Raw genomic sequence first — 13,237 nt, 5'->3', positions numbered from 1 at the left:
ACGTTCACTTATTGAAGAGAGACAGGTTTGGCGGCTTTTTGCACGGTGTCCCACACGCGCAGGAAGTTGCCGCCCCACAATTTGGCGATATCGGCTTCCGAATAGCCGCGTTGCAACAGCTCGGCCGTGACGTTGCGGGTTTCGCTGACATCCTTCCAGCCATCGAGTCCGCCGCCGTCGTTGAAGTCGGAGCTGATGCCCACGTGGTCGATGCCGATTTTTTTCACCGCGTAATCAATGGCGTCGCCGTAATCCTTGAGCGTGGCTTTCGGTTCTTCTTCGACGATGGCGTACAGCCCGGCCGCGTACTCCCCGAAGCGCTGCTCGGGCCAGACGGTGATGATCGGGTCGCCCGGCATCAGGGCCATTTCCAGGTTGTGCAGCGGCGGCAAATCGAACTGGCTGCGCAGGGTGTTGAGTTTGGCTTGGCTGTCCTGGCCAAGCGGGCGCAGGTAGGTCGGGAAACCGACGATTTGCACCACGCCCCCGCTGTCCTTGATGAGCTGCATTTCTTTGTCGCTGAGGTTGCGCGGGATGTCCACCAGCGCCCGCGGGGCCGAGTGCGAGGCCACCATCGGCGTGCGGCTGAGCTGGCTGACTTGCTCCAGTGCCTTGGTCGACATCTGTGACACGTCAATAATCACACCCAGATCGTTCAGGCGTCGTACCGCTTGCTTGCCGGTTTCAGACAGACCGTCGAGGGCATCAGGCGTGTCGTTGAAAAAAGGCAGCGGGCGCGAGGAGTCGGCCCAGTCGTTATTGCCGACGTAGCTGAAACCGAACATGCGCATGCCGCGTGCGGCCCACAGGTCCAGCTGATTGAGGTCGTTACCCAGCGGGTAGGCGTTGAGCATGCTGATGAAGATGGCGAATTTTCCTTCGCCGTGCAGGCGTCGCAAGTCATCCGGGGTGTAGGCGATGCCGACCTGATTGGGGAAGTCGCGGACCATGCCGGTGATGATCCGGTAGCGCGCCTGCTGCTCATTACGCGCGGCCTCGACGAAGCCGGCCGTCGGGCGGTGCGGCGCGTTGGGGCCGTTCCAGATTTCCGGCCAGCCGAACACGGTCAGTGCCGCGCCGGATAACCGGCCCTTGGCGGCCTTGGCCAGGTCAAACTGCCCCGGCCCGTCCTTGTCGGCTTCGTTGCCCGCCGTGCCGAATTCCAGTGGCACCGTGATGTGGCTGTCAAACGACAGGAGGCGGTCCTGAAGCGCGTCTGCCTGCGTGATGATCTTCAGCGGGTAACCCGGATTGCCCCGGTAAAACGTGTCCCACACCAGCACGCCCCCACCGATGGCGGCGGCCAGGGCCAGAGGAAGACCGAACAGCAGGGCTTTTTTAGAACGTGATTGAGTCATTGCCATCTCTGTAGAAATCCGCCGTCAAGGGGCAGGCGCGCGGCCTTTGCTATCTGGAAAGAACGAGGGGCAGTGGCATTAATTTAGAGGCAGGGGCGTCCATCACGTTCCGATGCGTCAAACCACGTCGCTGTGGCTGAATTCCTCGGCCAGAAAATCAATCAGCGTACGCACTGAAGGCAGTAATCCCCGGCGCGAGGGGAAGACCGCGTGCACGATCCCGCTTTTGGGCGCCCAGTCCGGCAGGACGTTGACCAATTGACCGCTGGCGATTTGATCGCGAACCACCACATTGGGCAGATGCACCACGCCCAAGCCTGCCACGGCGGCCTGACACAGGGCGGGCAGGTCATCGGTGATGAGTTTGGGTGTGTGAGGGATCAAGGCCGTGGCGCCGTCGGGACCAAACAGTTCCCAGGCGTAGTCGCGACGGGCCGAGCCCCAAAACAGACTCGGCAGGCCGCTCAGGTCGGCGGGGCCGGGCGGGTTGGAAAAACGCGGCAGCAGCGCCGGGCTGGCGACCAGGCTCTGGAGGCTGTTGCCCAACACTTTCATCACCAGCTCACTGTTCTGCAGCGGCGCAAAGCGCACGCGGATCGCAATGTCGAAACCCTCTTCGATCACGTCCACCCGGCGGTTGGTGCTTTCAACGTGCAGTTCCACCAACGGGTACTTGAGCATGTAGCGCGTGAGCATGGCGCTGACCCACGAGTTGAGCAGCGAGGTCGGACAGCTCAAACGCACAATGCCTTGGGGTTCGGAGCGATTTCGTTCAATGACTTCAGCCGCTGCTTCGGCCTCGATGCGCATGGCCAGACACCGCTGGTAATACTCTTGGCCAATTTCCGTCAGTGAACAGTGGCGGCTACTACGCTGTATCAGCCGTACCCCCAGTCGCTCTTCCAGCTGGGCAATGCGTCGGCTGAGTTTGGACTTAGGCATGTCCAGCGCCCGGCCGGCGGCGGCGAAACCGCGGTGTTCGACCACTTGGGTGAAGTAATAGAGCGTGTTGAGGTCTTCCACCATCGTTCTCCAAATAGAACGCTAAGGTTCAAAAATGCAGTCTAGTCGACAAAATGCATCGAATCTAAGCTGTTGCCATGAATTACAGGAGGTACACGATGAAACACATTCTTGGCATTTACACAGCGCCGCGTGGCCACTGGGTCGGTGATGGTTTCCCGGTACGCACGATGTTTTCTTACGACCAGATGGGTAAACACATCAGCCCATTCCTGTTACTGGATTACGCAGGACCCGCCGAATTCACGCCGACTACCCAGCGTCGCGGCGTAGGGCAACACCCGCATCGCGGGTTTGAAACCGTCACCATCGTTTACAAGGGCGAAGTCGAACACCGCGATTCCACCGGTAACGGTGGGGTGATCGGCCCCGGTGATGTGCAATGGATGACGGCGGCGTCCGGGATCTTGCATGAAGAATTCCATTCCGAGGCATTCGCCCGCCGTGGCGGCACCCTGGAGATGGTTCAGTTGTGGGTCAACTTGCCCGCCAAAGACAAAATGGCCGCACCGGGTTATCAGGGCATTCTGGACCGGGACATCCCGGATGTAGCCCTCAAGGACAACGCCGGACGTCTGCGCCTGATTGCCGGCGAATTCGACGGTCTCCGTGGCCCGGCGCACACCTTTACTGACATCCAGGTGTGGGATATCCGGTTGCAGGCGGGCAAGTCGGCTACGTTTGATCTGCACGAAGGCCACAACACCGCACTGGTGGTGCTCAAGGGCGCCGTGCAACTGAATGGCCAAGAGATGGCACGCGAAGGCCAGTTGGCTTTGTTCGATCGAGATGGCACTCAGGTGCATGTCGATGCTGATCAGGATGCGGTGTTCTTGATCCTTAGCGGCGAACCGATTGACGAGCCCATCGTCGGTCACGGCCCGTTTGTGATGAACAGCGAGGCCGAGATTGAGCAGGCGTTTGTGGATTTTCAGTCGGGCCGTTTTGGTCGTATGCCCGCCTGATCTGAGTGTTGCAACGCGTTAAACCGCACGTCCGGGCCATGAAGGGTCATGGCCCGTTTTTTTGAATCACCCATGAGAGGAACACCCTGTGACGACTTCTTACAAGCGTTTGGACAAGGACAATGCCGCCGTTTTGTTGGTGGATCATCAGGCGGGTTTGCTGTCGTTGGTCAGGGACATCGACCCTGACAAGTTCAAGAACAACGTGTTGGCACTGGCCGATCTGGCCGCGTATTTCAAGTTGCCGACCATTTTGACCACCAGTTTTGAAACAGGCCCCAACGGCCCGCTGGTGCCGGAGTTGAAAGCGCAGTTCCCCGACGCGCCTTACATCGCCCGGCCGGGGCAGATCAACGCTTGGGACAACGAAGATTTCGTCAAGGCCGTCAAGGCCACAGGCAAAAAGCAACTGATCATTGCGGGCGTGGTGACCGAGGTGTGCGTGGCCTTTCCGGCGCTCTCGGCGCTGGCGCAAGGGTATGAAGTGTTTGTGGTGACGGACGCGTCCGGAACGTTCAACGAAATCACTCGCCACTCGGCGTGGGATCGTATGTCGGCCTCCGGTGCGCAGTTGATGACCTGGTTCGGCCTGGCCTGTGAGCTGCACCGCGACTGGCGCAACGATGTGGAAGGGCTGGGGGCGCTGTTCTCCAACCACATCCCGGACTACCGCAACCTGATCACCAGTTACACCACCCTGACGGCTGGCAAGTAACCGTCAAGGAAGCTGACGCTCAACGCGTCAGCTTCCTTGCGCTTCTATGTGTCATTCCCGCCAGATATCCCGCACCTAGGCGCTAGCCGCCAAGCAGTCAGACCCGTTCGAAAATCACCGCGATGCCCTGTCCACCGCCAATGCACATGGTGGCCAATGCGTAGCGGCCCTGAATGCGGTGCAATTCATGAATGGCCTTGGTCGCAATGATCGCGCCGGTTGCGCCCACCGGATGGCCCAGCGCGATGCCTGAACCATTGGGGTTGACCTTGGCCGGGTCCATGTCCAGCGCTTGCATCACGGCGCAGGCTTGGGCTGCGAAGGCGATATTGGCTTCGATCACGTCCATGTCGTTAATGCTCAAACCAGCGCGTTTCAGGGCCAGTTGCGTCGCCGGAATCGGGCCCAGCCCCATCAGTTCCGGTTCCACCCCGGCATGGGCGTACGCCACCAGGCGCGCCAGGGGCGCGAGGTTGCCCGAGGTCACGGCGCTGGCGCTGGCCAACACCAGGGCTGCGGCACCATCGTTCAGGCCCGAGGCGTTACCGGCCGTGACCGTGCCATCTTTCTTGAAGGCCGGGCGCATGCTTGCCAATTGCTCAAGGGTGGTGGCGCGCGGGTGTTCATCGACACTGAACAGCGTGCTGCCTTTGCGTGTCGTGATCTCGACCGGGGCTATTTGCTGATCAAAAAAGTGGTGTTCGAGTGCATGTGCGGCGCGCTGCTGATCGGCGTAGGCCAGGGCATCCTGGGTTTCGCGGTTGATGCCGTTGCGTTCAGCGATGTTCTCGGCAGTGATGCCCATGTGCATGCCTTGAAACGGATCGTGCAGCACCCCGAGCATGTAGTCCTGCATCAGCCCGTTGCCCATGCGCGCGCCCCAGCGTGCAGCAGGCAGCAGGTAGGGCCCGCGGCTCATGGATTCTACCCCGGCGCCGATGGCAAATTCGGCGTCACCGAGCATCACGGTGTGGGCTGCTGAAATCACGGCTTGCAGGCCCGAGCCGCAGAGGCGATTGACGTTGAAGGCCGGGGTCTCTTTGGGGATGCCCGCGCGGATCGCCGCGACCCGCGCCACGTAGGCGTCGTGGGGGTCGGTAGGGATGACATTGCCCATTACCACGTGGCCGATGCGTTCGGGATCAACCTGACTGCTGGACAGCGCGGCCGTCACGGCAACGGTGGCGAGGTCGCACAGGGGCACGTCTTTCAGCGCGCCGCCGAAGGTGCCAATGGCGGTGCGCCGAGCGCTGAGGATAAAGATGTCAGAGGTGTGCATGAGGCGTCCTTATTGTTCTTGTTGATCTGTGGGGCCGGATTATTTCACAGCGCCAACGGCTGCGGACTAGTCCGTTTGAGGGGGAATTCGATAAGTGGCAATGCCTATAGATGGACGTTGCCGCTTCGCCGTCTACGCTGTCGGTTTCGCGGAGCCTGGCGATCAGGCCTTGCTCTCCCATCCCGATGCAAAGGAAATGCATGCCATGTCTACCGTAGACCGAAATGCGCTAATCGGCGCCTGGAAACTGGTGAGTTTTGTGGAGCGCGATACCAACACCGGTGTTGAATCCCACCCCATGGGCACGACCCCGGAAGGGATCATCCTGTATACGCCTGACGGCTATATGTCGGCGCAATTCTGTCCGCCCGGCCGCAATGACCTGGTCAGCAATGACCCGTTTGATGCCAGTGAACATGAGTACAAAGAAGCGGGTAAAACGTACTTTGCCTACAGCGGCCCGTTTTATGTGGATGAAGCGTGCGGACTGCTGGAGCACGAAATGTTTGTCAGCTTCTTTCCTAACTGGCGTGGGCAACGTCAAGTGCGTACCTGCCGCATTGAAGGCGACATGTTGTATCTGGCGCCGGACGTGCCCGTGAACTTCAATGGCTCGATGAAGCTTGCCAACCTGGCCTGGAAACGGGTCAACCCCAACCTCTAGCCCCTACGGCGTCAGGCCTTCAGCAGGGTGCGAAACGCGTCGATCGGTACAGGGCGACTGTGCAAATAGCCCTGATAGATGTGGCATTCCAGGCTCTGTAAAAACTGCAATTGCTGTTGCCGTTCGACGCCTTCGGCCACCACCTTGAGCTGCAGGCTATGGGCCATTGCCACGATGGCGCGGATGATTTCCGCGTCATTCGGGTCGTTGATGGCATCGCGCACGAATGACTGGTCAATTTTCAGCGTGTCGACCGGCAAGCGCTTAAGGTGCGTCAGCGACGAGTAACCGGTGCCAAAATCGTCCATCGCAAAGCTCACGCCCATGGCCGTGAGCTGATGCATTTTTGCGATGGTGTCTTCCAGGTTCTGGATCACAATGCCTTCGGTGATTTCCAGTTTGAGCATGGAACTGGGCAGGTCATGGGTCAGCAGGCTGCGTTGCACGCGATCAACGAAGTTGCTCTGGCGAAACTGGCGCGGGCTGATGTTCACGCACAAGCTGAAATCTCTGGCCTGGATCAGGCCGTCATTGAGCAGTGCACCGAAATCGCGGCAGGCCTGATCCAGAATCCAGGTGCCGACTTCAAGGATTAACCCGCTGTCCTCAAGGATTTTGATGAACTCGCTTGGCGACTGCGGACCCAGTTGCGGGTGTTGCCAGCGCACCAGCGCTTCGGCGCCCACGATGCGGTGGGTGCGTGCATCGACCTGCGGCTGATAGTGCAGACTGAATTCGTTGCGTGCCAGGGCGGTGCGCAAGTCACTTTCGATGCGCATGCGCTCACTGGCGGCGGCTTGCATGTCGGGGTGAAACAGTTGCGTGGTGTTGCGCCCCGAATCTTTGGCCCGGTACAGGGCAATGTCGGCGCGCTTGAACAAGTCGGCCGGATTGGCGCCGTGGTCGGGAATCAGCGCGATGCCGATACTGGGGGTGACTTGCAGGCGCTGGCCATCGAGAAACATCGGCTCGGCCAACAATTCGCGTAGCGTGTCGGCCGTGGCGCGCACGTGCCGGGTCACTTCCTCCAATGAACCGTGCAGGCCGCTGAGCAGGACCACAAACTCGTCGCCGCCCAGTCGTGCCACGGTGTCTTCGACCCGCACGCTGGCTTCAAGCCGGGCGGTGATGATTTTCAGCACCGCATCGCCCACCGGATGCCCGAGCGAGTCGTTGATGTGCTTGAAGTGATCCAGGTCGAGGAACAGCAGGGCCCCGCGCATGTCATGCCGCGACAGCAGGGCGCTTTGCTGGGTCAGGCGATCCATCAGCAAGGCCCGGTTGGGCAGGTTGGTGAGCGGGTCGTGATAGGCCAGATGACGCACCTGCGCCTGCGCGGCTTTCAATTGACTGATGTCACGGGCGATCAGCAGCAGGCAAGCGGTGTCGTTGAGGGTGATGCGTTCGATGGAGATCTCCACGTTAAGCAGATCGCCACGGCGTGAGCGCCCGAGGATTTCACGGTTGCTGATACGGCCTTTTTCTTCCAGTTCGTCCAGCAGCGCCTGACGCAGCGAGCTGTCACCCCAGATCCCCAGTTCGTAAGGGCTGCGGCCCATGACTTCGGCGCTGGTATAACCGGTCAGCCGGGTAAAGCCGTCGTTGACCTCCAGGTAACAGCCGGTGGCGTAGTCGCTGATGGTGATGGCGTCGGGGCTTGAGTGAAACGCCTTGGCGAATTTCTCTTCGCTGGCTTTAAGCACGGCTTCGGCCCGTTGTTGCTGGGTGATGTCGCGCAAGGTGGCGACCATGCAGGCGTGCCCATCCAGTTCGATGGAACGGCTGGACACCACACACGTCAGGGGGTCGGTATTTTTGTGCAATAACGAGACGGTCAGGTTGTGCTGCGCCGGGCCCTGAATGGCAGCCAGCAAGGGTCGTAAATGTGTGGCCTGGTGGTCCGGGTCTGCGCGCAGATCGTTCATGTCCCAGCCAAAGGTCTGACTGAAGCTGGCATTGATCTCCATCACCTCACCGCTGACGGCCTGCAGCACGCAAATGGGGTCGGGGCTGGTCTGAAACACGCTGGCAAACTTTTCTTCGGAAGCGATCAGGCGTTGCTCGCGCTCCACTTGTTCGGTGATGTCGAGCAGGGTGCCCGCCATGCGCAGTGGCTGGCCATCGTCGTCACGGTACAGGCGGGCGCGGCTTTCCAGGTAACGCGAGGCACCGTTTTCGAGCTGAACCCGGTAGGTCAGTTGGTAATTACCGGCCGGGCCTTCGCGCAAGGAGCGGTAGGCGTTGCGCATGTTGTAGCGTTCCTCGATGGGCACCCCTTCAAAAAACGCTTCAAAAGATTCGTTGAACGCCACAGCCTCCAGACCGTGTAACTGGGCGGCGCGCGCCGAGCCGTAGAGCTGGCCGCTGGGAATGTGCCAGTCCCAGGTGCCCATCTGTGCTGAATCGAGGGCCAGGTCCAGTCGCTCCTGACTGTCCTTGAGCGCTTGCTCGGCCTTGATGCGTTCGCTGGTGTCGAGAAAAGTGCTGACCAGGTATTCCTCACCCTCCAGTTCGACTTTTTGGGCGCTGAGGATCCCGCCATGCAACTGGCCGTTACGGCCGCGCAATTGCACTTCCATGTCCACCGGTGCCAGTTCGCGGCGGATCGCCTGGATGAAAGCGTTGCGTTGCTGCGGGTCGGGCCACAGCCCCAACTCCAGCGTGGTCCGGCCAATGGCGTGCTGAACCGGCCAGCCGAGCAGGCTTTCAAAGCAATGGTTGGCTTCGCTGATCAGCCCGTCTTCAAGGCGCACCAGCAGCACCATGTGCGGTGACAGGTGAAACAGGGTGGCAAAGCGCTCTTCCGAGTTGTTTAGGGCTTGCTGGCGCTGGCGTTGTTGGGTGACTTCTTGCAGGACGCCCATCATGCGCGGCTTGCCATCGGCGGTCGGCACCCGGCTGCCCCGGATCTCCAGCCAGTGCAGGGTGCCATCCGGCCAGCGAATGCGGTGGTGAGTGCTGCGCTCCAGGGGGGCATTTTTGAGCACCGCATCAAAGGCCTGCTGCGCCTTGGGCCAATCGTCGAACGGCAAGGCCGATAACTGACTGAGGTTGCCCGGCAAGGTCCGGGTTGCCGGCAGACCGAACAAGGCGTGAGAGCCTTCGGACCAACTGATGTCGCCGCTTTCCATGTCCCAGCACCATGCACCCAATTGCGCCGCCTTGAGCGCGGCGAGCAATTGGGGGGTCTGACGCCAGTTTTGTTCCAGCGCTACCGGATCGGTAGAGGGCAAACCGCTTGTAAGGTGCACAGGGTCAGCGGGTGTTGGCATTGGCTGCGGTCCTTGAACGGAAAAAGCGACAGTACGGTCATGTGTCAGGCGCAGTGTGCCGGGTATCGACCTGACCATCTAGCAGTGTCATGAAAGCGTGTGCGGCATTCGATAAAGTGCGTTCGGTATGCAAGATATAGCCTAGTTGGCGCGTCAGTTGTATGCCCGGCAAGCGGATCGATGCCACTTGTTCGTCGAGCATGGTGCGCGGCAGCACGCTCCAGGCCAGACCGATGGACACCATCATTTTGATGGTTTCCAGGTAGTTGGTGCTCATGGCGATATTGGGGGTCAACCCTTGGGCCTCGAACAGGCGCTGCACGATGTGGTGGGTAAAGGTGTTACCACCCGGAAACACCGCCGGGTGGTGCGCGATGTCTGCCAGGCTGATCGGCCCTTTGTGGGTCAGCGAGTGCTCAGGTGCGACGACAAAATCCAGCGGATCATCCCACACCGGCACGGCGCGGATCAGTGAATGCGGTTCGGGCGCCAGGGTAATGACCGCCAGTTCGGCGCGGCCATGGAGGATTTCTTCGTAGGCCACTTCTGAATCGAGAAACTGAATATCCAGCGCGACCTTGGGGTAAGTGCGGGTGAATTCACGCAGCAGGGGCGGCAAGCGGTGCAAGCCAATATGGTGGCTGGTAGCCAGTGTCAGGCGACCGCTCACCTCTCCGTTGAGGTTGTTGAGCGCACGGCGGGTGTCGTCCAACACGTTAAGTATTTGATAGGCGCGGGGCAGCAGCGCACGTCCGGCCTCGGTCAGGCTGACTTCACGGCCGAGTCGGTCGAACAGCCTGAGCTTGAGTTGTTGCTCAATGCTGGCGATGCGTTTGCTGATCGCCGGCTGGGTCAGGAACAACCGTTCGGCGGCACCTGAAAAGCTGCCGGTTTCTGCAATCGCAATGAAGGCATTGAGATTTGCGAGGTCCATGTTTCGAATTCCCTTTGGTTATCCAAACTATAAAAATTATGAATTTGAGTTATTAACCTTAGCGCCATAGGATCGACCTCACAAGCCAAGTGGTTATTGGCACAGAAAGTAGCTGATGAGGAACCGTGTGATGGCCGGCAAAACGCTCTACGACAAGCTCTGGGATTCGCATTTGGTCAAGCAGCGCGACGATGGATCGGCGCTGATCTATATCGACCGTCACATCATTCATGAAGTGACCTCGCCGCAAGCGTTCGAAGGCTTGCGTCTGGCAGGGCGCAAGCCTTGGCGCATCGATGCCAATATCGCGACCCCGGACCATAACGTACCGACCACGCCGGAGCGCAAAGGCGGGATTGAAGCGATTGCCGATCAGGTTTCCCGTTTGCAAGTGCAAACCCTGGACGACAACTGCGACGAGTACGGCATCACCGAATTCAAAATGAACGACGTGCGTCAGGGCATCGTTCACGTGATCGGCCCTGAGCAGGGCGCCACATTGCCGGGCATGACCGTGGTCTGCGGCGACTCGCACACCTCGACCCATGGCGCGTTCGGCGCCTTGGCCCACGGTATTGGCACGTCTGAGGTCGAACACGTACTGGCCACCCAATGCCTTGTCGCTAAAAAAATGAAGAACATGTTGGTGCGCGTAGAAGGCCAACTGCCATTTGGGGTGACAGCCAAGGACATCGTGCTCGCGGTCATCGGCAAAATCGGCACGGCCGGTGGCAATGGCCACGCCATTGAGTTCGCCGGAAGCGCGATTCGCGACTTGTCCGTTGAAGGCCGCATGACCATTTGCAACATGGCCATTGAGGCGGGCGCGCGCGTCGGTCTGGTGGCCGCCGATGAGAAGACAGTCGATTACGTCAAGGGCCGCCCGTTCGCCCCCAAAGGCGAGGAGTGGAACCAGGCGGTTGAGGCCTGGAAATCATTGGTGTCGGATGCCGACGCAGTTTTCGACACGGTGGTCGAACTGGATGCGACCCGGATCAAGCCGCAGGTCAGCTGGGGCACTTCGCCGGAAATGGTGTTGGCCGTGGATCAGAATGTGCCCGATCCGGCGCAGGAAACCGATCTGGTCAAGCGCGGTTCGATTGAGCGTGCGTTGAAGTACATGGGGTTAAGCGCCAATCAGGCGATTACGGATATCCAGCTGGATCGTGTGTTCATCGGATCGTGCACCAACTCGCGCATTGAAGACTTGCGCGCGGCGGCCGTGATCGCCAAAGGCCGCAAGGTGGCCTCGACCATCAAGCAGGCGATTGTGGTGCCAGGCTCGGGGTTGGTAAAGGCTCAGGCGGAAGCTGAAGGGCTGGACAGGATTTTCCTTGAAGCGGGTTTCGAATGGCGTGAGCCGGGGTGCTCGATGTGTCTGGCGATGAACCCTGACCGCCTTGAGTCGGGCGAGCATTGCGCTTCGACCTCCAACCGTAACTTTGAAGGGCGTCAGGGCGCCGGAGGCCGCACCCACTTGGTGAGCCCGGCAATGGCCGCTGCCGCGGCGGTAAATGGTCGTTTCATCGACGTCCGCGAATTGATTTAAGGAGCGCAGCATGAAAGCTTTTACCCAGCACACCGGTCTTGTTGCGCCTTTGGACCGTGCCAATGTGGACACGGACCAGATCATTCCCAAGCAGTTTTTGAAATCCATCAAGCGCACCGGGTTCGGCCCCAACCTGTTTGATGAGTGGCGCTACCTGGACGTGGGCCAGCCTTATCAGGACAACTCCAAACGGCCATTGAACAAAGATTTCGTGCTCAATGCCGAGCGTTACCAGGGCGCCAGCGTGTTGCTGGCGCGTGAAAACTTCGGCTGCGGCTCAAGCCGTGAACACGCACCGTGGGCGCTGGAAGAATATGGATTTCGCAGCATCATCGCGCCGAGTTATGCCGATATCTTCTTCAATAACAGCTTTAAGAACGGTTTGTTGCCGATCATCCTGAGCGACGCGGAGATTGACGAACTGTTTGCTCAGGTTGAAGCCGCACCGGGTTATCAGCTCAAGATCGACCTTGAGGCGCAGACGGTCACCCGCCCGGACGGCAAAGTGCTGAGCTTTGAAATCGATGCGTTCCGCAAGCACTGCCTGCTTAACGGTCTGGATGACATCGGTTTGACCTTGCAGGATGGCGATGCCATCGCTGCGTTTGAGAGCAAGCATCGCGCCAGTCAGCCCTGGTTGTTTCGCGACTGATTGCAAGCCCATGACCTGAAGGACACTCCAATGACCCGCACCGCTCAGCACAGTCAAGTCGTACAGAAACAGTTCGGTGAGCAGGCGTCGGCCTACCTGAACAGCACTGTTCATGCCCAGGGCGCCGAGTTTGCGCTGCTCCAGGCGGAGTTGGCCGGCAAGTCGGCGGCGCGGGTGCTGGACCTGGGCTGCGGGGCCGGGCACGTCAGTTTTCACGTAGCGTCGCAGGTCCAGGAGGTGGTCGCTTACGACCTTTCGCAGCAGATGCTGGATGTGGTGAGTCGCGCGGCCCTTGAGCGCGAGTTGCCGAATATCCGCACCGTACGCGGCGCCGCAGAGCGCTTGCCCTTTGCTGACGGCGAGTTCGATTACGTGCTGAGCCGTTATTCGGCCCATCACTGGAGCGATCTCGGTCAGGCCTTGCGCGAAGTACGGCGGGTACTCAAGCCCGGCGGTGTCGCTGCGTTCATTGACGTGATGTCGCCGGGCAGCCCGTTGTTTGACACGTATTTGCAAACGGTTGAAGTGTTGCGCGACACCAGCCATGTGCGCGATTACGCGGCGGGTGAGTGGCTTGAGCAGGTCAGCCAGGCGGGGTTGCACACGCGCAGTACGCAGCGCCAGCGTTTGCGATTAGAGTTCGGCTCCTGGATTGCCCGTATGCGCACGCCCGACACCCTGAGCCACGCCATCCTCGCCTTGCAACAGTCCATGGGCGCCGAAGTGCGTGAGTATTTCGAGATTGACGCCGATGGCTCGTTCAGTACCGATGTGCTGGTGCTGTGGTGCGAAAAGTAAGCGCGTCACACGATTAAAATTTTCGGAT

The 13,237-nt window shown here is 60.0% G+C and carries 11 protein-coding genes; 6 read left to right on the top strand and 5 right to left on the bottom strand.

The features are described 5' to 3' along the window. Positions 1-8: 8 nt before the first annotated feature. Together pvdM and V6F78_RS05960 are read right to left on the bottom strand one after the other, a co-directional pair. Positions 9-1,358: a pyoverdine-tailoring dipeptidase-like protein PvdM gene (gene pvdM, locus V6F78_RS05965; RefSeq protein ID WP_047294317.1), complete on the bottom strand. Its 1,350-nt coding sequence runs from the start codon at positions 1,356-1,358 to the stop codon at positions 9-11. Between the two features lie 117 nt (positions 1,359-1,475). Continuing rightward, positions 1,476-2,384, bottom strand: a complete 909-nt coding sequence (locus tag V6F78_RS05960) for a LysR family transcriptional regulator (RefSeq protein ID WP_080963808.1) — start codon at positions 2,382-2,384, stop codon at positions 1,476-1,478. A gap of 95 nt (positions 2,385-2,479) precedes the next feature. Between V6F78_RS05960 and V6F78_RS05955 the strand changes: the two genes are divergently transcribed. Both V6F78_RS05955 and ycaC read left to right on the top strand, forming a co-directional pair. Next, positions 2,480-3,346 (top strand): pirin family protein, encoded by an 867-nt coding sequence (locus V6F78_RS05955; RefSeq protein ID WP_047282711.1) that lies wholly within the window; start codon positions 2,480-2,482, stop codon positions 3,344-3,346. 88 nt (positions 3,347-3,434) lie between these two features. Beyond that, positions 3,435-4,061 carry an isochorismate family cysteine hydrolase YcaC gene (gene ycaC, locus V6F78_RS05950; protein WP_047294313.1) on the top strand — a complete coding sequence of 209 codons (627 nt, stop codon included), beginning with the start codon at positions 3,435-3,437 and terminating at the stop codon, positions 4,059-4,061. 97 nt (positions 4,062-4,158) lie between these two features. Here the strand turns inward: ycaC and V6F78_RS05945 are convergent, their stop codons facing one another. Beyond that, on the bottom strand, positions 4,159-5,340 hold the full coding sequence (locus tag V6F78_RS05945) for an acetyl-CoA C-acyltransferase family protein (protein WP_047276448.1): 1,182 nt from the start codon (positions 5,338-5,340) through the stop codon (positions 4,159-4,161). Between the two features lie 205 nt (positions 5,341-5,545). On the opposite strand from V6F78_RS05945, the gene V6F78_RS05940 reads away from it, so the two are divergent. Next, positions 5,546-6,004 (top strand): lipocalin-like domain-containing protein, encoded by a 459-nt coding sequence (locus tag V6F78_RS05940; RefSeq protein WP_169839523.1) that lies wholly within the window; start codon positions 5,546-5,548, stop codon positions 6,002-6,004. 11 nt (positions 6,005-6,015) lie between these two features. Here V6F78_RS05940 and V6F78_RS05935 read toward each other — a convergent pair whose 3' ends face one another. After that, complete coding sequence (locus tag V6F78_RS05935) at positions 6,016-9,276, bottom strand: EAL domain-containing protein (RefSeq protein WP_332726823.1); 3,261 nt, start codon at positions 9,274-9,276, stop codon at positions 6,016-6,018. 37 nt (positions 9,277-9,313) lie between these two features. Next, positions 9,314-10,210, bottom strand: coding sequence for a LysR family transcriptional regulator (locus V6F78_RS05930; protein ID WP_047294306.1), 897 nt, complete (start codon positions 10,208-10,210; stop codon positions 9,314-9,316). 130 nt (positions 10,211-10,340) lie between these two features. On the opposite strand from V6F78_RS05930, the gene leuC reads away from it, so the two are divergent. Genes leuC through V6F78_RS05915 form a run of 3 tightly spaced genes read left to right on the top strand, consistent with a single transcriptional unit; the run spans position 10,341 to position 13,209 of the window. Next, the gene (gene leuC, locus V6F78_RS05925) at positions 10,341-11,759 is read left to right on the top strand and encodes a 3-isopropylmalate dehydratase large subunit (protein ID WP_047294303.1); all 1,419 of its coding nucleotides are present in this window, start codon (positions 10,341-10,343) and stop codon (positions 11,757-11,759) included. 10 nt (positions 11,760-11,769) lie between these two features. Beyond that, on the top strand, positions 11,770-12,411 hold the full coding sequence (leuD, locus tag V6F78_RS05920; protein WP_047294301.1) for a 3-isopropylmalate dehydratase small subunit: 642 nt from the start codon (positions 11,770-11,772) through the stop codon (positions 12,409-12,411). Positions 12,412-12,441: 30 nt separating this feature from the next. Further along, positions 12,442-13,209 carry a class I SAM-dependent methyltransferase gene (locus V6F78_RS05915; RefSeq protein ID WP_203305515.1) on the top strand — a complete coding sequence of 256 codons (768 nt, stop codon included), beginning with the start codon at positions 12,442-12,444 and terminating at the stop codon, positions 13,207-13,209. Positions 13,210-13,237 lie beyond the last annotated feature (28 nt).

Source organism: Pseudomonas sp. ESBL9 (assembly GCF_036668715.1).
GTDB classification, from domain to species: domain Bacteria; phylum Pseudomonadota; class Gammaproteobacteria; order Pseudomonadales; family Pseudomonadaceae; genus Aquipseudomonas; species Aquipseudomonas lundensis.
The sequence above is the reverse complement of the archived record's forward strand: the minus strand, read 5'-3'. Positions and strand labels throughout refer to the sequence as shown.

Bases quoted from the DNA above. Each gene is read 5' to 3' on its own strand.
- V6F78_RS05915 (WP_203305515.1), top strand. From the start codon at position 12,442: ATGACCCGCACCGCTCAGCACAGTCAAGTCGTACAGAAACAGTTCGGT.
- V6F78_RS05930 (WP_047294306.1), bottom strand. From the start codon at position 10,210: ATGGACCTCGCAAATCTCAATGCCTTCATTGCGATTGCAGAAACCGGC.
- V6F78_RS05940 (WP_169839523.1), top strand. From the start codon at position 5,546: ATGTCTACCGTAGACCGAAATGCGCTAATCGGCGCCTGGAAACTGGTG.
- leuC (WP_047294303.1), top strand. From the start codon at position 10,341: ATGGCCGGCAAAACGCTCTACGACAAGCTCTGGGATTCGCATTTGGTC.
- V6F78_RS05955 (WP_047282711.1), top strand. From the start codon at position 2,480: ATGAAACACATTCTTGGCATTTACACAGCGCCGCGTGGCCACTGGGTC.
- V6F78_RS05960 (WP_080963808.1), bottom strand. From the start codon at position 2,384: ATGGTGGAAGACCTCAACACGCTCTATTACTTCACCCAAGTGGTCGAA.
- V6F78_RS05945 (WP_047276448.1), bottom strand. From the start codon at position 5,340: ATGCACACCTCTGACATCTTTATCCTCAGCGCTCGGCGCACCGCCATT.
- pvdM (WP_047294317.1), bottom strand. From the start codon at position 1,358: ATGACTCAATCACGTTCTAAAAAAGCCCTGCTGTTCGGTCTTCCTCTG.
- leuD (WP_047294301.1), top strand. From the start codon at position 11,770: ATGAAAGCTTTTACCCAGCACACCGGTCTTGTTGCGCCTTTGGACCGT.
- V6F78_RS05935 (WP_332726823.1), bottom strand. From the start codon at position 9,276: ATGCCAACACCCGCTGACCCTGTGCACCTTACAAGCGGTTTGCCCTCT.